We start from the raw sequence: 18,852 nt of genomic DNA, 5'->3' as shown, positions 1-18,852 counted from the left end.
TTTACTTAAGATGCTGCAACAATGCGTGCGCACATACCAACCGGTTCACCCCGTCGACTCACGAGGAGCCCCCCACGTGACCGTGACCACGCCCCCCGCCTCCCGCGCGGCCCGCGTCCTGTCCCGCCCGATCAGGCTGAACGGCCTCACCGTCCCGAACCGCATCGCGATGGCGCCGATGACCCGTATGTTCTCCCCGGGCGGTGTTCCCGGCGAGGACGTGCGCTCCTACTACGCCCGCCGCGCCGCCGCCGGCGTCGGCCTGATCGTCACCGAGGGCACGTACGTGGGCCACGAGTCGGCCGGCAACAGCTCGCGCGTGCCCAGGTTCCACGGTGAGGAGCAGCTCGCGGGATGGGCGAAGGTCGCCGAGGACGTGCACGCGGCGGGCGGCACCATCGTGCCCCAGCTGTGGCACATCGGCATGGTCCGCGAGCAGGGTCAGAACCCCTTCCCGGACGCCCCCGCGATGGGCCCCTCCGGCCTGGTCACCGCGGGCGCCGAGCCCACCGGCAAGGCCATGACGCAGAAGGACGTCGACGACGTCGTCGCCGCGTTCGCCGAGGCCGCTGCCGCCGCCGAGCGCATCGGCTTCGACGGCGTGGAGCTCCACGGTGCCCACGGCTACCTGCTGGACCAGTTCCTGTGGGCGGGCACGAACCGCCGCACCGACGCGTACGGCGGCGACCCGGTGGCCCGCACCCGCTTCTCCGCCGAGATCGTCGCCGCCGTGCGGGCGGCGGTGTCGCCGGACTTCCCGGTCCTCTTCCGCTACTCGCAGTGGAAGCAGCAGGACTACACCGCCCGGCTCGCCGAGACCCCCGAGGAGCTGGAGGCCATCCTCACCCCGCTCGCGGCGGCCGGCGTCGACGCCTTCCACGCCTCCACCCGCCGCTACTGGCTGCCCGAGTTCGACGGCTCCGACCTGAACCTGGCCGGCTGGACGAAGAAGCTCACCGGCAAGCCCGTCATCACCGTCGGCTCGGTCGGCCTCGACGGCGACTTCATCAACGCCTTCCAGGGCGAGGGCTCCCCGGTCAAGGGCATCGACAACCTCCTGGACCGCCTGGAGGCCGACGAGTTCGACATGGTGGCCGTCGGCCGCGCGCTGCTCCAGGACCCCGAGTGGGCGGCCAAGGTGCTCTCCGACCGCTTCGACGAGCTGAAGCCGTACGACGCGGCGGCCCTGAAGACCCTGAGCTGACCGGGTCACCCTCCGGGGGCGCCGGCGGCTAGAGGTTGCCCATCGGCTCGATGTCGACCCGCACCGGCGTCCCCCACACCCGCAGCACCTCGTAGTCGGTGAACTCGTGCACGAGCCGGTAGGCCAGGGCGGGCCGGGAGCCGCGCCGCTGGGCGGCGAGGTACGCCTCCGCCTCGCGCCGGTCCCGCCTCGGCGTCCCGCACAGCTGCCACTCCTGGCCGTTCCACAGCTCCGGCAGCCACCGCTGCTGCGCCTGCGGCCGGTCACCGCGCACGCCGTACCGGGAGGGGGCGGTGGGCACCGGCTCGCCCGGCCGGGGCCGGCCGCCCTGGAACTCCGACCGCCGGGCGGCCCGGCGCCGGGTCTCGCACAGCAGGCACAGGTCGGGCGCGCTCTCGTCCACCGGTCCCTGCGGGTGCTCCGGGCAGCGGGTGGCGGGCGCGGCGGTGGTCACGGTGTCGTCCAGCAGGTCGAGCGCCCGCCGCAGGTCGTCCTTGATCTCGTGCAGCCGGGCGTCGGGCGTGTCGGCGGTCAGGGCGTCCCCGTGCTCCCCGAGCAGCCGGAGAGCCCGTCCGAGGGCGGTGAGCTGGGCGTGATTCATGTCGGTGGGTGCCTCCTCCCCTCCATGGTGCCCTGGCCGCGCGGTCCGTCAGCGTGCCGCCTGCCCCAGCGCCGAGCGCAGATGGCCGCCGGACTCCGCCAGCAGGCGTGCCGCCGTCGGGCCGTCGACGCCGGCGAGGAGGGCCAGGATCGCGTGCTTCACCTCGCCGCCGGTCTCCGTGAGGGCCTTCTCGATGTCGGTGTCGCTCGCGCCGGTGGCCAGGGAGACGATCCGGTGGGAGCGGGCCCGGAGCTTGTCGTTGGAGGCGCGCACGTCGACCATCAGGTTCCCGTACGTCTTGCCGAGCCGGATCATCGTGATCGTCGAGAGCATGTTCAGCACCAGCTTCTGGGCCGTGCCCGCCTTCAGCCGGGTGGAACCGGTGATCAGCTCCGGGCCCACGACGACCTCGATGGCGTGCTCGGCCGCGGCGGCCAGCGCGCTGCCCGCGTTGCAGGCCAGGCCGATGGTCAGCGCTCCGAGCGCCCGGGCGTGCCCGACGGCGCCGACGGCGTACGGGGTGCGGCCGGAGGCGGAGACGCCGACCACGGTGTCGTCCGGGGTGAGCTTCAGCGCGTCCAGGTCCCGGCGGGCCAGTTCCGCGGAGTCCTCGGCGCCCTCGACCGAGGTGACCATGGCCGCGGGACCGCCCGCGATCAGTCCGACGACCCGCTCGGGGTCGGTGTTGAAGGTGGGCGGGCACTCGGAGGCGTCCAGCACGCCCAGCCGGCCGGCGGTCCCGGCACCGGCGTAGACGAGCCGCCCGCCGCGGGCCATGCGCGCGGCGACCGCGTCGACGGCGGCGGCGATCCGGGGCAGCTGCGTCGCCACGGCGGCGGGCACGCCCGCGTCCTCGCCGTTCATCAGCCGGGCGATGTCGAGGGTGGGCAACCGGTCGATCTCGGCGAGTTCCGGACGGAAGGCCTCGGTGGTCAGCGAGGCCAGCTCGTCGCGCAGGTCGTGAGAGGACATGTCGTGAGAGGTCATAGGGGGCGGCTCTCTCCGGTGACGTGTGAGGGGGGTGGTGAACCTATGCCGGTTCCTTCCTACCCCCTAGCGCGAACCGCTCCGGTGCCGGTGCGCCAGCGCCTCGTAGGAAGCGGCCAGCGCGGGCGCCGCCGTCTCGTACGTCCGCTGCGCCACTCCCACGAACAGGCAGTCCACGACCAGCAGCTGGCTCGTCCGGGAGGACATCGCGGCGGGCCGCAGCTCCGTCTCCCGTGACGTCGACGTCGTCAGCACGAGGTCGGCGTACTGCGTGACCGGCGAGTTGGGCCGCCCGGTGATGGCGACCGTCGTCGCCCCCCGCTCGAAGGCCACCCGGAGCGGTTCGATGACGTCCCCGGTGGACCCGGAGTGCGTGATCGCGAGGGCCACGTCACCCGAACGGAGCTGCACCGCGTTGGTCACCGCGAGATGCGGGTCGCTGTGCGCGTGGGCTATGAGCCCTATCCGCAGCAGCTTCTGGGTGAGGTCCTGGGCGACCAGCCCGGACGCCCCTATGCCGTACACGTCGGTGCGCCGGGCTGCGGCCAGCGCGGTGACGGCCGCGCCGAGCTGGACGGTGTCGAGTCCGGCGGCGGTGTCGGCGAGGGTCTGCTGCTCCTCGTAGGCGAGCTTGGTGACGACGTCGGCGATGGGGTCGTCCACCGCGATGTCCGTCGTGATCGCGGGCGCGCGCCCGGACTGCTGCTGGGCGGCGAGCCCGGCGAGGGCGAGCCGCAGGTCGCGGTAGCCCGGATAGCCGAGCAGCCGGGCGGTGCGGACGACCGTCGCCTCGCTGGTGCCGGTGAGTTCGGCGAGGCCCGTCACCGTGAGGGCGGCGCAGCCGGCCGGGTCACCGGCGACGGCCTCGGCGACGCGCTGCATGGACCGGGTCATGGACGGGGCGAGCGTGCGCACCTTGGCGGCGAGCGATCCGCCCGGGCTGCCGAAAATTTCCTTCACGTCCTGGGTCACTCCTGAAAGATATTTTCGGTTCGGTGTCCTGGTCAAGAGTGCGCACAATGGGGGGCATGGACCCCATCAGCCCCCTGGAGCAGTCACTGCACGCGGCCCGCGCCCTCGTGCTCGCGGATCTCGTCGCGGGAGACGTCGCGGAGGCCGACGTCGTCTCCCTGGTGGAGGACTCCATCGCCCAGCGGCGCTGGTGGGTCGAGCAGTGGCCGGACGGCGCGGCCTTCGTGGCCGGGCTGGTCGCCCAGGACGTGCAGGACGCGCTGCTGGAGCGGTACGGCCGCTGGCCGCTGTGCCCGGTCTGCGGCTCGGGCGACCCGCATGCGCTGGACGTGGAGCCGGAACTGGGCCCCGATCCGCACTGGGTGTGCCACAAGGCCGGCGTGAAGGTCGCGTCGGTGGGCTCGCTGGGGCCGTCCCTGCGCGGGACGACGTCCTCATGAGGCGCCGGTGACCCTCTACATCGACCCGCCGACCTGGCCCGGCCACGGGCGCATGTGGTCGCACTTGGTCAGCGATCTGTCGTACGACGAACTCCACCTGTTCGCCGAGGGCCTGGGCATGCCCCGCCGGGCCTTCGACAGCGACCACTACGACGTCCCGTCCCACCGCTACGCGGACGCGGTGGCGGCGGGCGCGGTGCAGGTCAGCAGTCGCGAGGTGGTCCGCCTGCTGCACTCGGCCGGCCTGCGCAGGCGCAAGGGGCGTCAGGCCCGGCGGACGTAGAGCCGCAGCCCGGCCTCGGTGCCGTCCTCGTCGTGGACCGTGCGTTCCTCCTCCACGGTCGCGCGGGTGAAGCCCGCCCGGGCCACCACCCGCTGGGACGGCAGGTTGGCCGGTTCGATCGTGGCGACGACCGCGTCGACGTCGTCCCGGGCCAGCGCCCACTCGGTCAGCGTGCGCAGCGCCTCGGTCGCGTAGCCGTGGCCGCGGGCGCTCCCGACCAGGTCGTAGCCGATCTCCACCCGGCGCTCGTCGTCCGGCGCGCCGTGGAAGCCCATGCCGCCCACCGCCCGGCCGTCCTCCGCCCGTACCAGGGCGAAGACCCCGAACTCCGGGCGGAGCACGCCGGCTTCGTACGCCTTCATCAGGTGGGAGCAGGCCTCCCGGGTGCCCTCGTACGGGCCGTCGTCCAGCCAGTCGAAGCCGCCGTCGCCGCCGAGGGCCAGGTCGCGGGCGGAGGCCGGGCGGATGCCGGTGAGGGTGACGCGTCCGGCCGGCAGGACGAGGTTGTTGTACCAGGTCCAGTCGGTGACCGGGGCGCGGCCGGGCAGCTCGCCGCGGCCGGTCGCCCACAGCAGCGTCGGCCAGGGCGCGGGGCCGGGCTGGACGTGCGGGAAGAGCAGGGCCAGGACGGATTCGGCGAGTTCGGCGGGCGGTTCGTAGGGCAGGCCGAGGCCCCGGGCGATGTCGTGGGTGTGCAGCAGGGCCTCGGCGACGCCCATCGCGGCGAAACCCTCGCCGTCGGCGCTGCCGAAGCGGGCGGGGTGGAAGGCGCGGACGCCGGGCGGGGTGGTGCGGACGGCGGCGGCCAGCAGGGCGCCGGTGGCCTCGATCACCTGGAGCAGGCCGGCGTTGCCGGTGCCCTCGGGCAGGGTGATGCGCAGCGGGAGGCGGTCCTGGGCGCGGGCGGCGAGGCGGCTCGCGTACGCGGCGAAGTCCTCGGCGATGTGGAAGGCCGTGGTGCGGCAGCTCCACTCCAGACCGGCCGCGCCGACCGCGTCCCAGTCGCGGTCCAGCGCCGTGCGCAGGACCGCCGCGCAGCTCGCGACCGCCGCCTCCACCTGATCCCCGCTCATCGTCCGCATGCGCGCACAGTACGGCGGCGGTGTCCTCAGGTCGACAGCATTTCCAGCTCGGACCCGAGGTTGTAGCGGGCGGTGGCCTCCCAGTGCTCCTGCCCGTACGGGGTGCGGTACAGCCGGGGCAGGGCGAGGAGTTGGCGCAGGACCGCCGAGCGGCCGGCGCGGAAGGCGTCGCCCGGCACGAAGTGGTACTCCTCGCGCACCTCGGCGGTGTAGACGGCGTACGCCGACGGGGGCGCGGCCAGGATCGCGAGGTCGGCGTCGCACAGCACCTGCCCGTCGCGGTCGTCGTCGGCCGGGTCGTGGGTGACGGTGAGCCGCACCAGCCGGGCCACCTCGGCCGTCCTCGCCTCCGGGACACCGGCCTCCGGGAGGGCGCGCTCGGCCAGCCGCGCGGACCGCTCCTCGTTCTCGGAGCGATCAGGGAGGTAGACGGCGTCGTGGAACCAGGCGGCGAGGCGGACCACGTCCGGGTCGGCCGCGTACTCCTCCAGCGCGTCGACGTGGTCGAGCACGGCGGTGAGGTGGGCCACCGTGTGGTAGCGGCGCTGCGGCTCCTGCCAGCGGGCGAGCAGGTTGTCGGCGTAGGGGGCGGGGTCGGGGCCGCCGCCGGGGGAGCGGGCTGCTTCCAGGGCGCGGACGAAACGGAGGCGCAGGGCGTCGAGGTCGGCCATGCCCCCATTCTGTCGGGTGCCGGTCCCGTGCCGGCCGGGTGCCGGTCCCGTGCCGGCCGCCCGTCCGTTTCGCGCGTGACGGGCGGCCCAGGGGCCGGACAGGCCCTAGCGTGCTCCCCATGACCGAGACGCAGGAAGTACGCGATCCCGAGCTCCCCGGGCGGCTGCTGGCCACCGAGCGCGACGCCCTCGTACCGCTGCTGCGGTCGCGGCCCGACGCCGACTTCGCGCTGCCGTCGGCCGGGTGTCCGGGCTGGTCGGTGCGGGACGTGCTGGCGCACTGTTCCGCCGTGCTGACACGGGTGGTGGAGAACCGGCTCGAGGCGGGCGTGTTCTCGCCGGAGTCGAACGAGCGGGACATCGCCGAGCGGGCCGGCTGGACGAACGCGCGGGTCGTGGACGAGCTGGAGCGCGGGATGACGGAGGCCGGACCGGTGATCGCCGGGTCGTACGGTTCGCTGGACATGATCGCGCTCGGCGAGTGGGTGCACGCCGGGGATGTGCGGGAGGTGCTGGGGGCGCCGGGGGCGTACGCCGGGGCCGGGCTGCCCCACGCGCTGACGCTGCTGGCGCGGCTCACCCGGCACAAGGAGCACGTGCCGCTCCACGCCGACCTGGACGACCTGGACGAGCCGCTGCGGCTCGGCGCGGTGGCCGCCGGCGGTCCGCCCGCCCGGTACATCGGCGACGCGGCCACGCTCGTCCGGCTGTACGCGGGACGGCCGCTGAACGGGGCGCCCTACGAGCTGGCGGGGGCCCGGGAGGAGGAGCTGAACATCTTCGGGTGAAGGGCGTCCCCCGGCAGGCGTAGTCTTGGACCGGATTGGACTAGACCTGTAGCGCCGACGAATGGGGTGCCATGAGCAAGCGTGCAGTCCTGGAGGTGATCGCCCTCGACGTCGAGGACGCGGTCGCCGCCCAGGCCGGAGGCGCGGACCGACTGGAGCTGGTCACCGAGATGGCGGCCGACGGGCTCACCCCCGCGCCCGCCACCGTCGCCGCGATCCGCGCCGCCGTCGACATCGACCTGCGCGTGATGCTCCGCCTCGCGGACGGCTTCGCGGCCGGTGACCTGGACCGGCTGATCGGCGTGGCCGGTGCGCTGAGGCAGGCCGGCGCCGACCAGTTCGTGCTCGGGTTCCTCGGCACGGACGGCGGGGTGGACCTGGGCGCGGTGGAGCGGGTCGTCGACGCGCTCGGCGGCTGCCGCTGGACCTTCCACCGGGCGATCGACCGGGCCGCCGACCGGGACGCCCTGCGCAAGCAGCTCGCCGACCTGCCGGGTCTGGACACCTACCTCACCGCCGGCTCCGCCGCGGGCGTGGACGACGGCCTGCCCACGCTGCTCGCCGAAGCGGCGCACGACGGCGAGCCCGGGTACGAGCAGCAGATCATGGTCGGCGGCGGACTGCGCCTCGACCATGTCGCGCGGCTGCGCGCGGGCGGGATCAAGGCGTTCCACATCGGCGGCGCGGCCCGCCCCGACGGCTGGCAGGGCCCGGTCTCGGCGACGGCGGTCGCCGAGTGGCGCACGGCCCTGGACAGCGAGGCCGCCTAGCCCGCTCGGCGGTACGCTCGGGGCGGTCGTCCACCCGGTGGCGTACGGCCCTGGAGGGCGAGGCGCGGCCCGGTCTCGGCGGCTGCGGCCCGCCCGGTGGCGCACGGCGTCGGACGGCGACGCGCCTGGTCGCGCGCGGCCGGGTTTCGACGGTGAGCGCCCAGTGGTGCGCCGGCGCTCGGCGGCGACGTACCCGTGGGCGCGATGCGCGGTCCTGATGGCTGCGGTCGCCGAGTGGTGCGAGGCGTTGGGCGGTGTCGCCGCCTGGTCGCGCGCGGGGTGTGCCCGGGGGCGGTCGTGCTCCCAGTCGCGCGCGGCGTCGGACGGCGACGCGCCTGGTCGGCCCGGTATCGACGGCGGCGTCTCCTCTTGCCGCACAGCGCTGGACGGCTACGCACCTGTTCGCGTCCGAGGCGCGGCCTCGGCGACGGCCCGCCCATTGCCGCACGGCGCTGGACGGCGAAGCCGCCCGGCCGCGCGGGGGTGCGCTCCGGGCGGGGCGGTGGTTCGCCCGTTGGCGTACGGCCCTGGACGGCGAGGCGCGGCCCGGTTCCGGCGGGTGCGGTCCGTCCAGGGGCGCGCGCCTGGGCGCGTGCGGGGACCGGTTCCCGTTAAGTGGCGCTCGCGACGGTCGGGATCGCCCGCCTGGGCCCTCGCCGCCTACTCGGCGAGCTGGGGCGGCAGAGGTGCCGTGTGCGTCACGATCAGGCCCGACACCGCACGGGTCAGCGCCACGTACAGGCGCCGCAGGCCCGTGCGTTCGTCCGGCTCGCCGTCCACCACGGCCTGCGGCTCGTCCAGGACCACGTAGTCGTACTCCAGGCCCTTGGCGAGCGAGGCGGGGACCAGGGTCAGCCGGGTCTCGCGGGTGGTCTCCTCACCGGGGGCCAGGTACGGCAGGCCGGCCGCCGTCAGGGCCTCGGCGAGCGCCGGCACACGGGCGTCGGCGGCGATCAGGCCGGTCGAGCCCTCGTTGCGCAGCAGTTCGGCGCACGCGGCGACGACGTCACCCGCCCCCGCGGCCGTACGCACCTCGAAGAAGCCGGGGTTCTCCCGGACGGAGGCGACCGGGGTGAGACCGGGCGCGATGTGCGGCAGCAGCCGGGAGGCGTACGCGATGACGTCCGTCGGCACGCGGAAACCGGCCGTCAGCTCCTCGACGGCACCCTCCGGCTTGCCGAGGTGGGCCAGTGCCTCCGCCCAGCTCCGGGTCGCCCAGGGGGTCGTCCCCTGCGCGAGGTCGCCCAGCACGGTCGCGCTGCCGGTGGTGCAGCGGCGGCCGACGGCCCGGTACTGCATGGGGGAGAGGTCCTGTGCCTCGTCCAGGACGACGTGGCCGAGCGAGTGCGTGCGCTGGATCAGGTCGGCCGCCTCGTCGATCAGCACGGCGTCCGCCGGCGACCACTTGGCCGCCTTCACGCTGCGGACCGGCTTCGCCCACAGGATCGTCTTCTGCTCGTCCTCGTCCAGGAGCCCGTCCGCGTGCTCGGCGAGGAACTCCGCGTCGGTCAGCAGCCGCAGCACCAGCTTGGCCGGGTCGACGGCCGGCCAGACCGCCCGCACGGCCGCCTTCACCGCGCTGTTGCGGGCGACCGCGTCCTGCACCCGGTCGTCCGGGGCCTCCCCGGCCCGCTCCATCTGCACCAGCACCGCGTGCGCGATGCGCTGCGGCAGGGCCTCGCGGGCCGCGCCGTAGCGGATGTCCCGGTCCAGCAGCTCCCGGACGATCTCCTCCAGTTCGTACGCCGGCACGCGCCAGCGCCGCGAGCCGCGCACGACCACCACCGGTTCGCTCGGCACGGTCACGTGGGAGTACAGCGCGCGCCGCAGGACCTGGGCCATCCGGGCGTCGCCCTTGACGATCGCGGCGGCGGCGTCGTCCGTGCCGCGCACCTCCACCTGCGCGACCAGGTCGTCCACGGTCGCCTGCCGCACGCTCAGCTCGCCGAGCGCCGGCAGGACCTGCTCGATGTAGTGCAGGAAGGACCGGTTCGGCCCGATGACCAGCGTGCCGGTGCGGGCCAGCCGCTCCCGGTGGGCGTAGAGCAGGTACGCGACCCGGTGCAGGCCGACGGCGGTCTTCCCGGTGCCCGGACCTCCCTGCACGCACACCGTGCCGCCGAGCCCGCTGCGGACGATCTCGTCCTGCTCGGGCTGGATGGTGGCGACGATGTCCCGCATCGGGCCGACGCGGGGCCGCTCGATCTCCTGCTGGAGCAGTTTGCTGGTGGTGGCAGCCCCCGACGACTCCGCCGGGTCGGAGAGGTGCTCGTCCTCGTAGGCGGTCAGGTCGCCGCCGGTGTACCCGAAGCGGCGGCGCAGCCCGACGTCCATGGGGTCCTTCTTGGACGCCCGGTAGAACGGCTGGGAGACCGGTGCGCGCCAGTCGATGACCATGGGGTCGCCGTCGGCGTCGTGGACGTGCCGCCGCCCGATGTAGAACCGCTCGCCCGCGGCGCCCTCGGCCCGCTCGGCGCCCGGGGCGTGCAGGTAGTCGAGCCGGCCGAAGAACAGCGGGGTGTCGCTGAGGTCGGCCAGCGCCTTGATGCGCTCGTCGATCTGGCGGGAGAGCACCGCGGCGTTGACCCAGTTGGCGGTCACGTCGCTGATGTCGAGTGCCTCCACGTCCTCACGCATGGCGCGCAGGGCGGTTCGGGAGGCGGCGAGGTGGGAGCGCTCTCGGGCGAGGGGGTCGTCGAGCGGGTCGTGGGCGGGCGTGGACAAGGGGGTGCCTCCGGTTGGCCTGCTGCGGGCTACGACGATGCCGCCCGGTTTCCGGCCGGGCGACGGCACTCCGTGGGGGAGGCGGGCAAGAGCGGAGATTTTAGGTGAGCGGACGGGGTCGGGGCCAATGGATTTCCGGCCCGCGCGCGCCGGGACCCGCCGGGACTCGCCGGGACACCCGCCGGCGCCCGCCGGGACTCGTCGGTGGCGGCTCTCCCGTGGCCTGCCCCCTAAGGGACGGGGGGTCTCAGGTCCAGGGACGGTGTCCACCCGGAGATCTACGCGGGGCCGTCCAGGTCTGCACCCGCAGACCGATGCGGTCGAGGGGTGCGGAGTTCCACCATGGAGACATGAGCGCAGCAAGCATCACACCGGCACCCGTCCGTCCCCCGTCCGGCGCCACGGCCGTCGACGGCCCCCACCACCACCCGCTGGGCAACGCCCTGCGCGCGGTGAAGGTGTTCCTGGAGGCTGCCTTCAGTGTCGTCATCCTCGGCGAGTACGGCGAGGAAGCGGGCATACACCACAAGTGACGGCATAGGGTCGCGTCCGTGCGGAAACGGACGTTGACGCCCTCCTGCCCTGCCCTGCTCCTCCTCGCCCTCTCCCTCGCCGCCTTCGTCACCCTGTGCGTCCTGCGCGGCGCGCCCATGGCCGATCTCCTCGTCTACCGGGCCGAGGGCGCGGCGGTGGTCCACGGCACCGACCTGTACGGCTTCACGGTCACCGAGTGGCACCTCCCGGCGACCTATCCGCCCTTCGCGGCGATCCTGTTCGTCCCCGCGGTCTGGCTCCCGGTCCCGGTCCTGAAGGCGCTCTTCCTCACGGGCAACGTCCTCCTGCTCGCCACCCTGGTCGCCCTCTCCGCCCGCCTGGCCTCCCGGCCCCTCCCGCCGGCCCCGCTCTGCGCGGCCACGGCCCTCGCCCTGTGGCTGGAACCGGTCTTCCAGACGCTCCTGTTCGGGCAGATCAACCTGGCCCTCGCCTGCCTCGTCCTGTGGGACCTGACCCGCCCGGCGGGTGCCCGCGCCAAGGGCGTGGCCCTCGGCATGGCGGCCGGGCTCAAGCTCACCCCGGCCGTGTTCATGGCGTACCTGCTCGTGCGCGGCCGGGTGCGGGAGGCGGCGACGGCGGGGGCGGCCTTCGCGGGGACGGTCGCGCTCGGTGCCGCCCTGCTGCCCTCGGCGAGCGCGGACTTCTGGACCCGGCGGCTGTACGAGACCGGCCGGGTGGGCAAGGCGTGGATCGTGGACAACCAGTCGCTGCGCGGGCTGGTCGCCCGGGCGCTGGGCGATCCCGCGCCCGGCCTGGCCTGGGCGCCGGTGGCGGCGGTGGTCGCCGTGGTGGGCCTGGGGCTGGCCGCGCGGGCCCGCCGGGAGAGCCACGGCATCCTGCTGACCGCGGGCACGGCCCTGCTGGTCTGCCCGATCAGCTGGACCCACCACTGGGTGTGGTGCGTGCCGCTGCTCGCCGTGCTGCTGGCGGAGGGCCGCGCCCGCACGGCCGTACTGGTGGCCCTGGTCTTCACCGCCCGCACGATGTGGCTGGTGCCCCACGAGGGCGCCCGCGATCTGCAACTGCCCTGGTGGCAGCAGCCGTTGGCAGCCGCTTACCCCCTGCTGGCGCTGGGGCTGCTGGTGTCGTACGACAGCGTGGCCGGCCGCTGTGCACCGGCCCCGGCCTCCAGTCCCCGGTGAGGAGGCCGGCCACGCTGTCATCCCGTCGACGGGCCCGTGCCGTCCCCGGCGCGGGCGTCTCCTTCCGAGCGGCCGTCGCCGTGACCGTCACCGTCGTGCCGTTCGTCCCGCGCGCTGCGGCTCCGCGGAACGCGCCCGCCGCCGCTCGCACGTCCGCCGCCGCTCGCACGCCCGTCGTCGGCGCCGGCGATGACGACGACCTCGTCACCGGTGGTCCAGCACCGGCGTTCGGCCTTGGGCGGGTTGACGCGCAGCCCGTAGCCGGGGGCGCGGCCGACGTCGGCGTGGCTGCGGTACCCGATGGCGCACTCGCCCCGGTCGCGCGCCGCGGCGACGACCGTGGCGAACGACGCCTCCTGGCCGGACAGGACGTAGTCGGCGGCCGGCCGCAGATGGACCTGGGTGCCGCCGGCCGAGAACAGCTCGTCGAACACCGCCGCCAGGTGGCGGTTCTGGGAGATCTGCGCCATCAGCAGCCCGACCAGCTTGCCGCTGATGATCACGTCGGCTCCGGGGCCGAGCGGTGCGAGGGGCCGGTTGCCGTCGTCGGCGAGTTCGGTGACCACGGGCAGTTCCCGGCCGATCCGCTGTTCGAGGTGGCGCAGCACGAGCAGGGTGACGAGCGTGCGGTTGTCCGGTTCCTCCGGGGGCTCCCCGGGCCGCGGGTCCCGGCCGAGCACGATGACGCTGTCGCAGGAGGCGATGTCCAGGCCGTACAGCGTCTCCGGGCGGGTGGTGTCGCCGTCGCGGTGCACGCACCTCCAGTGGGCCTCGCCGGCGGGGCACGCCGTCCGCACGGTCGCCCCGTCCTCCTCCGTCACCACCTCGGCGACGGAGCCGGGCGGTGCGTTGCGGCCCCACTCCCGCAGGATGAGCGGCGCCCGGCGGTTCCAGCCCAGCACCAGCACCCGCTCCGGCCGGGTGTCCCGCGGCCGGGGGGACGCCATCAGCCGCTCATCGACCCACCGCGCGCAGTCGGCGAGTTCGGCGGTGTCGTCGTCGGCGGCGATCACGATGATCCGGTCGTCCGGCTCGATCACCGTCCCCGCCGGAGGGTTCAGCCAGGGCCCGCCGGCGCGGATCACCCCGACCGCGCACGCGTTGCCGTAGGAGAGCAGCACGTCACCGAAGTCGCGGCCGACCAGCGAGGGGTGCGAGGCCGGGTAGAACTCGTCCCCGGCGAAGTCGAGGAGTTCACGGTGGACGAGGGACAGCCCCGGGCGGCGCGCGGCCTGGGCGATGAGCCGGGCGGTGACCGTGTCGCTCTCCACGACGATGCCGTGCTCTCCCGCGGCCAGGCGGGCCGCGAGCAGGTAGGCACCGTCCCGGACCGCGGCCACGACGGGCGCGGTGGCGCCGTCCCCGGACACGGTCGCCCGCAGCGCCAGCAGGGTCTTGACCACGTCCGCGTCGCCGCGCGGGTCGTCGGGCGGCAGCACGAGCACCGCGTCGGCCGTGGCCGGACTCGTCAGCGCCAGCACGGCCGGATCGGTCGACGGACCGCTGCGGCAGATCAGCCGGGTCCGGCCGGTGGGTCCGACCTTGCTGTACAGGGCCTCCTCCATGGCCGTCTTGTCCCGGTCGGCCAGGACGGCCACGGCCGAACGCCGCTGGTTGGCGCCCGCCGCGACCAGTTCGCCCACCACCGTGAACACCTGCTCCGACCAGCCCAGGACCACCACGTGGCCGTACTCCACCAGCGTGGAGCGTCCGCGCCGCAGGGCGATGAGCCGCTCGGTCAGCCCGGTGGTGACGAGGCCGACGAGGGTCGAGACGTACACCAGGGCGACGAGGGCCAGCAGCACCGACAGCAGCACCCGCGCCGGGGTGCCGGTGGTGCCGCCCAGCCGCAGCGTCTCCCCGGTCAGACGCCAGACCTGCGCCAGTTTCCCGGAGAGGCCGGCCGGGGGGTGCGGAGCGGTCCACACCAGCACCGCGCTCGCGGGGACGACGAGGGCCAGGCAGACCGCCACCAGCCAGCCGACCAGGGCCGAGGTGCCGCGCGCCAGGGTTGTGTCGAACCAGTACCGCGCTCGCGCACCCACCCCGGGACGCCGCTGTTCCACCTTGTTCCCCCTCCGCACACGGGCCTGTAGGGGGCAGTGTCCTGACCCGGCGCCCCACGGCGCGCGGCACGAAGCGCGATTCATCCCTTCGCCGTAACCGGGTGCGGCCGGACCGCCCCGGCATGCCCCCGCGCACCCCTGCCGTACCGGTTTGAACGGCGGTTTTCCCCCGTCCGTGCCAATTCGCCGCGACCCGGGGCGCACCGGCCCGGCGGGCCAGTAGAAGTTCGCCATGACCGAAGACCACCAGGCGGGCGCCGGCAACGGCGGCCTGACCAGGCGTACGCTCACGGCCGCCGCCGGCACGACCACCGCGGCCACCCTCCTCGGCGCGGGCAGCGCGGCGGCCCTGCCCGCCGCGGCGCCCCCTCGGGCCCCCGCCCCGGCCCCGGAGGCGCCCTCCGGCGCGCGCGGCCCGGACTTCGACCGCTGCCTGGCCGCCGCACGGGCCCTGCTCGTCGTGGACTCCGGCGACCGGCCCCTCGTCCCCGGCTACCAGCGGGTGCTCAAGGACGGCCTCCCGCACCGGCGGGCGGGCGGCCCGCGGAGCGTCCTCGTCATCGGAGCGGGCCCGGCCGGCCTCGTCACGGCCTGGCTGCTGAAGCGGGCCGGACACCGCGTGACCGTCCTGGAGGCCAACGGCAACCGGGCGGGCGGACGCATCAAGACCTTCCGCCGCGGCGGCCACGAGAAGGCGGCGCAGCCCTTCGCCGACCCCCGCCAGTACGCCGAGGCCGGCGCGATGCGGCTGCCCGGCAGCCACCCGCTGGTGATGGACCTCATCGGCCAACTGGGCCTGAAGAAACGGCCGTTCTACTACGTCGACGTGGACGCGGACGGACGCCCGGCCTCGCACACCTGGATCCACGTCAACGGCATCCGGGTGCGGCGCGCCGACTACGCCCGCGCACCCCGGCGCGTCAACCGCTCCTTCGGCGTGCCGCGCGCCCACTGGGACACACCGGCCGCGGCCATCCTGCGCTCGGTCCTCGACCCGGTGCGCGACGAGTTCAGCACCGTCGGCCCGGACGGCAGACGCGTCGACAAGCCGCTGCCCGAACGGGTGCGGGGCTGGGCCAGGGTGATCCAGCGCTTCGGCGACTGGTCGATGTTCCGCTTCCTGACCGAGCACGCCGGCCTGGACGAGCGGACGGTCGACCTCGTCGGCACCGTCGAGAACCTCACCTCACGGCTGCCCCTGTCCTTCGTCCACAGTTTCATCGGCTCCTCCCTGATCAGCCCGGACACCGCGTTCTGGGAGCTGGAGGGCGGCACGGCCGTCCTGCCGGACGCCCTGCTGGCCAAGGTCCGCGACACCGTGCGCTTCGACCGGCGGGTCACCCGGATCGAGTACTACGACCCCGGCCGGGCCGACGGCGACACACGGCACGTCCACGCCAAGGGTCCCCACGTGTGGGTGGACACCGTCTCCGAGGGACGCGGGGGCCCGGTCGTGCGGGAACAGTTCACCGCGGACGCGGCCGTGGTGACCGTGCCCTTCTCCGGCCTGCGGCACGTGCGGATCAACCCGCTGATGTCGTACACCAAGCGCCGCGCCATCACCGAACTGCACTACGACTGCGCGACCAAGGTGCTGCTGGAGTTCAGCCGCCGCTGGTGGGAGTTCGACGAGGCCGACTGGAAACGGGAGCTGAACCGCGTCGATCCCGGCCTCTACGACGCCTACCGCACCGGACGGACGCCCGGCGACGGCCGCCTGCTCGGCGCCCACCCGTCCGTCCCGCGCGGGCACATCACCCCCGGCCAGCGCGTGCACTACGCCGCCAACCGCGCCGTCGGCCGGGACCAGCCGGAGGCGACCGGCGTCATCGGCGGCGGCTCGGTGTCGGACAACGCCAACCGCTTCATGTACCACCCGTCCCACCCGGTCCCCGGCAGCGAGGGCGGGGTCGTCCTGGCCTCCTACAGCTGGGCGGACGACGCCCTGCGCTGGGACTCCCTCGACGACGACGCCCGCTACCCGCACGCCCTGTGCGGCCTCCAGGAGGTCTACGGCCGGCGCATCGAGGTCTTCTACACCGGCGCGGGCCGCACCCAGAGCTGGCTGCGCGACCCCTACGCCTACGGTGAGGCGTCCGTGCTCCTGCCCGGCCAGCACACGGAACTGCTGCCGTCCATCCCTGCGCCCGAGGGCCCCCTGCACTTCGCGGGCGATCACACCTCCGTCAAACCGGCCTGGATCGAGGGAGCCCTGGAGTCCGCCGTGCGCGCCGCCCTGGAGGTCCACACGGCCTGACGGATCAGCTCTCGGCCAGGATCTCGTCCGCGTCGACGATCCGGTAGGCGTACCCCTGCTCGGCCAGGAAGCGCTGCCGGTGGGCGGCGAAGTCCTGGTCGATGGTGTCGCGGGCGACGACCGAGTAGAAGTGGGCCTGGTGGCCGTCGGCCTTGGGGCGCAGCACCCGGCCGAGCCGCTGGGCCTCCTCCTGCCGGGAGCCGAAGGTGCCGGACACCTGGATGGCGACCGTGGCCTCGGGCAGGTCGATGGAGAAGTTGGCGACCTTCGACACCACCAGCACGCTGATCTCGCCCTCGCGGAACGCGTCGAAGAGCTTCTCGCGCTGCGCGTTGGAGGTCTCACCCTTGATCACCGGGGCGTTCAGGTGCTCGCCCAGCTCGTCCAGCTGGTCGATGTACTGCCCGATGACGAGGATCTGCTGCCCGGCGAACCGGCGGACGATCGCCTCGGTGACCTTCCGCTTGGTCGCCGTCGTGGCGCAGAAGCGGTACTTCTCCTCCGTCTCGGCCGTCGCGTACGCCAGCCGCTCGGAGTCGGTCAGGTTGACCCGGACCTCGACGCAGTCGGCGGGCGCGATGTAGCCCTGCGCCTCGATCTCCTTCCAGGGCGCGTCGAACCGCTTGGGCCCGATCAGGGAGAACACGTCCGACTCGCGGCCGTCCTCACGCACGAGGGTGGCCGTGAGCCCGAGCCGCCGCCGCGCCTGGAGATCGGCGGTGAACTTGAAGACGGGCGCGGGCAGCAGGTGCACCTCGTCGTAGACGATCAGGCCCCAGTCCCGGGAGTCGAACAGCTCCAGGTGCGGGTAGACGCCCTTCCGCTTGGTCGTCAGCACCTGGTAGGTCGCGATGGTGACGGGCCGGATCTCCTTCCTCGTCCCGCTGTACTCGCCGATCTCGTCCTCGGTCAGTGACGTCCGCTTCACCAGCTCGTGCTTCCACTGCCGGGCGGAGACGGTGTTGGTGACGAGGATCAGCGTGGTCGACTTCGCCTGGGCCATGGACCCGGCCCCGACCAGCGTCTTGCCGGCGCCGCAGGGCAGCACGACGACCCCGCTGCCACCGTGCCAGAAGTTCTCCACGGCCTGCTTCTGGTACGGGCGCAGCGCCCAGCCGTCCTCCAGCAGCTCGATCGGGTGCGCCTCGCCGTCGACGTACCCGGCGAGGTCCTCGGCCGGCCAGCCCAGCTTCAGCAGCGTCTGCTTGATCTGGCCGCGCTCGGAGGGGTGCACCACCACGGTGTCCGGGTCGATCCGGGCGCCGACCAGCGGGGCGATCCGCTTGGACTTCAGCACCTCCTCCAGCACCGGCCGGTCGGTGGTGGTGAGGACCAGCCCGTGCGCGGGGTGCTTGGACAGGGTGAGGCGGCCGTAGCGGTCCATCGTCTCGGCGATGTCCACGAGCAGCGCGTGCGGCACGGGGTAGCGGCTGTACTGCACCAGGGCGTCCACGACCTGCTCCGCGTCGTGCCCGGCGGCGCGCGCGTTCCACAGCCCGAGCGGGGTCACCCGGTAGGTGTGGATGTGTTCGGGTGCCCGCTCCAGCTCGGCGAAGGGCGCGATGGCCCGCCGGCAGTCGTCGGCCCGCTCGTGGTCGACTTCCAGGAGCAGGGTCTTGTCGGACTGGACGATCAGCGGACCATTCACGCGCGGCACCCTTTCCATGACGGCCAAACGTCCAGTGTGCCTCATGCGGCCTCAGGGCTCCACGGCCCCAAGATCGGCGGCGGACACCAAGGCAACCCGCGCGCCCCGCCGCGAGTCCTGACACACGACACGGCGGCGCGGGCGCGCGGCCGGGTGAGGAGTTCGGGGATGTCGGCACGCAGATGGGCCGTCGGCACCGGAGCCGTGGTGGTCCTGGTGGCCACCGGCACCTGGGCGATGCGGCAGAAAACCGTCGACACCCGGCTGCGGGAGGAGATACGGCCGGTCGTCGAGGCCCGGCTCGCGGCGGACAGCCACGGCACCGGCTACGGCGAGGACGTGCCCGCACTGCACACGCGCTGGTTCTGCCGGGCCGAGGCGGTCGACGTGGCCGAGCGCGGCGGCGAGGTGCGCGCGGGCGTCGACACGCTGTGCCTGGAGTACGGGGTGCGCGGCGCAGGCCTGGTGGAGTGCGGCGGCGGGAAGGGCCCGCAGGTGGTGCGTCTTGAGCGGGACCCGGACGGCGCCTACCAGGTCCTCTCGCGCGAGGCACCGCCGGACGGCGCCGGGAACGAGGACCGGACCGAGGCCCACTCCGGCTTCCTGGCCCGTTCCGCCCTGGACGGGGGCGCGTAACCACGATCCCGTCCGACACCCCGCAG

Annotated in this window: 17 protein-coding genes; 9 read left to right on the top strand and 8 right to left on the bottom strand. The window is 74.3% G+C overall.

The annotated features are described in order from the left end of the window. Nucleotides 1–76 precede the first annotated feature (76 nt). The gene (locus LG395_RS08610; RefSeq protein ID WP_225808981.1) at nt 77–1,204 is read left to right on the top strand and encodes an NADH:flavin oxidoreductase; all 1,128 of its coding nucleotides are present in this window, start codon (nt 77–79) and stop codon (nt 1,202–1,204) included. Between the two features lie 28 nt (nt 1,205–1,232). Here LG395_RS08610 and LG395_RS08605 read toward each other — a convergent pair whose 3' ends face one another. From LG395_RS08605 to LG395_RS08595, 3 genes are all read right to left on the bottom strand, one after another. Continuing rightward, on the bottom strand, nt 1,233–1,805 hold the full coding sequence (locus tag LG395_RS08605; RefSeq protein WP_171155172.1) for a hypothetical protein: 573 nt from the start codon (nt 1,803–1,805) through the stop codon (nt 1,233–1,235). A 48-nt stretch (nt 1,806–1,853) separates the two neighbouring features. Then, nucleotides 1,854–2,777 carry an N-acetylmuramic acid 6-phosphate etherase gene (murQ, locus tag LG395_RS08600; RefSeq protein ID WP_372463217.1) on the bottom strand — a complete coding sequence of 308 codons (924 nt, stop codon included), beginning with the start codon at nt 2,775–2,777 and terminating at the stop codon, nt 1,854–1,856. A gap of 81 nt (nt 2,778–2,858) precedes the next feature. Continuing rightward, nucleotides 2,859–3,764: a MurR/RpiR family transcriptional regulator gene (locus LG395_RS08595; protein ID WP_014673413.1), complete on the bottom strand. Its 906-nt coding sequence runs from the start codon at nt 3,762–3,764 to the stop codon at nt 2,859–2,861. 56 nt (nt 3,765–3,820) lie between these two features. Here LG395_RS08595 and LG395_RS08590 point away from each other — a divergent pair, with 56 nt between their 5' ends. After that, nucleotides 3,821–4,204 (top strand): DUF8819 family protein, encoded by a 384-nt coding sequence (locus LG395_RS08590; RefSeq protein WP_171155176.1) that lies wholly within the window; start codon nt 3,821–3,823, stop codon nt 4,202–4,204. Nucleotides 4,205–4,211: 7 nt separating this feature from the next. Then, nucleotides 4,212–4,487, top strand: coding sequence for a DUF4031 domain-containing protein (locus tag LG395_RS08585; RefSeq protein WP_171155178.1), 276 nt, complete (start codon nt 4,212–4,214; stop codon nt 4,485–4,487). On the opposite strand, the gene LG395_RS08580 is transcribed toward LG395_RS08585, so the two are convergent. Together LG395_RS08580 and LG395_RS08575 are read right to left on the bottom strand one after the other, a co-directional pair. Further along, nucleotides 4,469–5,560, bottom strand: coding sequence for a GNAT family N-acetyltransferase (locus LG395_RS08580; RefSeq protein WP_225809053.1), 1,092 nt, complete (start codon nt 5,558–5,560; stop codon nt 4,469–4,471). The two genes, LG395_RS08585 and LG395_RS08580, sit on opposite strands and share 19 nt — an antisense overlap. Nucleotides 5,561–5,595: 35 nt before the next feature. Continuing rightward, nucleotides 5,596–6,240 (bottom strand): HD domain-containing protein, encoded by a 645-nt coding sequence (locus LG395_RS08575; protein WP_225808979.1) that lies wholly within the window; start codon nt 6,238–6,240, stop codon nt 5,596–5,598. A gap of 119 nt (nt 6,241–6,359) precedes the next feature. On the opposite strand from LG395_RS08575, the gene LG395_RS08570 reads away from it, so the two are divergent. After that, nucleotides 6,360–7,028, top strand: a complete 669-nt coding sequence (locus LG395_RS08570) for a maleylpyruvate isomerase family mycothiol-dependent enzyme (protein ID WP_225808978.1) — start codon at nt 6,360–6,362, stop codon at nt 7,026–7,028. A 71-nt stretch (nt 7,029–7,099) separates the two neighbouring features. Next, nucleotides 7,100–7,798, top strand: coding sequence for a copper homeostasis protein CutC (locus LG395_RS08565; protein ID WP_171155183.1), 699 nt, complete (start codon nt 7,100–7,102; stop codon nt 7,796–7,798). Nucleotides 7,799–8,458: 660 nt separating this feature from the next. On the opposite strand, the gene LG395_RS08560 is transcribed toward LG395_RS08565, so the two are convergent. Next, nucleotides 8,459–10,522 carry a HelD family protein gene (locus LG395_RS08560; protein WP_225808977.1) on the bottom strand — a complete coding sequence of 688 codons (2,064 nt, stop codon included), beginning with the start codon at nt 10,520–10,522 and terminating at the stop codon, nt 8,459–8,461. A gap of 350 nt (nt 10,523–10,872) precedes the next feature. Here LG395_RS08560 and LG395_RS08555 point away from each other — a divergent pair, with 350 nt between their 5' ends. Further along, nucleotides 10,873–11,055 carry a hypothetical protein gene (locus LG395_RS08555; RefSeq protein ID WP_171155187.1) on the top strand — a complete coding sequence of 61 codons (183 nt, stop codon included), beginning with the start codon at nt 10,873–10,875 and terminating at the stop codon, nt 11,053–11,055. Nucleotides 11,056–11,088: 33 nt separating this feature from the next. Then, nucleotides 11,089–12,219: a glycosyltransferase 87 family protein gene (locus LG395_RS08550; RefSeq protein ID WP_171159932.1), complete on the top strand. Its 1,131-nt coding sequence runs from the start codon at nt 11,089–11,091 to the stop codon at nt 12,217–12,219. Between the two features lie 17 nt (nt 12,220–12,236). On the opposite strand, the gene LG395_RS08545 is transcribed toward LG395_RS08550, so the two are convergent. Continuing rightward, the gene (locus LG395_RS08545) at nt 12,237–14,285 is read right to left on the bottom strand and encodes a CASTOR/POLLUX-related putative ion channel (RefSeq protein ID WP_225808976.1); all 2,049 of its coding nucleotides are present in this window, start codon (nt 14,283–14,285) and stop codon (nt 12,237–12,239) included. Nucleotides 14,286–14,517: 232 nt separating this feature from the next. Here LG395_RS08545 and lgoX point away from each other — a divergent pair, with 232 nt between their 5' ends. Further along, nucleotides 14,518–16,542 carry an L-glutamate oxidase LgoX gene (gene lgoX / locus LG395_RS08540; RefSeq protein WP_225808975.1) on the top strand — a complete coding sequence of 675 codons (2,025 nt, stop codon included), beginning with the start codon at nt 14,518–14,520 and terminating at the stop codon, nt 16,540–16,542. Nucleotides 16,543–16,546: 4 nt separating this feature from the next. Here lgoX and LG395_RS08535 read toward each other — a convergent pair whose 3' ends face one another. Continuing rightward, the gene (locus LG395_RS08535; RefSeq protein ID WP_171155193.1) at nt 16,547–18,190 is read right to left on the bottom strand and encodes a DNA repair helicase XPB; all 1,644 of its coding nucleotides are present in this window, start codon (nt 18,188–18,190) and stop codon (nt 16,547–16,549) included. A 168-nt stretch (nt 18,191–18,358) separates the two neighbouring features. Between LG395_RS08535 and LG395_RS08530 the strand changes: the two genes are divergently transcribed. After that, complete coding sequence (locus tag LG395_RS08530; RefSeq protein ID WP_225808974.1) at nt 18,359–18,826, top strand: hypothetical protein; 468 nt, start codon at nt 18,359–18,361, stop codon at nt 18,824–18,826. The last annotated feature ends 26 nt before the right edge of the window (nt 18,827–18,852 follow it).

The organism is Streptomyces spinosus (genome assembly GCF_020400655.1).
In the GTDB taxonomy this organism is placed as follows: Bacteria; Actinomycetota; Actinomycetes; order Streptomycetales; family Streptomycetaceae; genus Streptomyces; species Streptomyces argyrophylli.
Note: the sequence above shows the minus strand (reverse complement) of the source record. Positions and strands in the feature narration are given on the sequence as shown.

What these genes read in the sequence shown, in the direction of transcription:
- LG395_RS08605 (WP_171155172.1), bottom strand. Translation starts at nt 1,805, where the DNA reads ATGAATCACGCCCAGCTCACCGCCCTCGGACGGGCTCTCCGGCTGCTC.
- murQ (WP_372463217.1), bottom strand. Translation starts at nt 2,777, where the DNA reads ATGTCCTCTCACGACCTGCGCGACGAGCTGGCCTCGCTGACCACCGAG.
- LG395_RS08590 (WP_171155176.1), top strand. Translation starts at nt 3,821, where the DNA reads ATGGACCCCATCAGCCCCCTGGAGCAGTCACTGCACGCGGCCCGCGCC.
- LG395_RS08580 (WP_225809053.1), bottom strand. Translation starts at nt 5,560, where the DNA reads ATGAGCGGGGATCAGGTGGAGGCGGCGGTCGCGAGCTGCGCGGCGGTC.
- LG395_RS08575 (WP_225808979.1), bottom strand. Translation starts at nt 6,240, where the DNA reads ATGGCCGACCTCGACGCCCTGCGCCTCCGTTTCGTCCGCGCCCTGGAA.
- LG395_RS08570 (WP_225808978.1), top strand. Translation starts at nt 6,360, where the DNA reads ATGACCGAGACGCAGGAAGTACGCGATCCCGAGCTCCCCGGGCGGCTG.
- LG395_RS08565 (WP_171155183.1), top strand. Translation starts at nt 7,100, where the DNA reads ATGAGCAAGCGTGCAGTCCTGGAGGTGATCGCCCTCGACGTCGAGGAC.
- LG395_RS08555 (WP_171155187.1), top strand. Translation starts at nt 10,873, where the DNA reads ATGAGCGCAGCAAGCATCACACCGGCACCCGTCCGTCCCCCGTCCGGC.
- lgoX (WP_225808975.1), top strand. Translation starts at nt 14,518, where the DNA reads ATGACCGAAGACCACCAGGCGGGCGCCGGCAACGGCGGCCTGACCAGG.
- LG395_RS08530 (WP_225808974.1), top strand. Translation starts at nt 18,359, where the DNA reads ATGTCGGCACGCAGATGGGCCGTCGGCACCGGAGCCGTGGTGGTCCTG.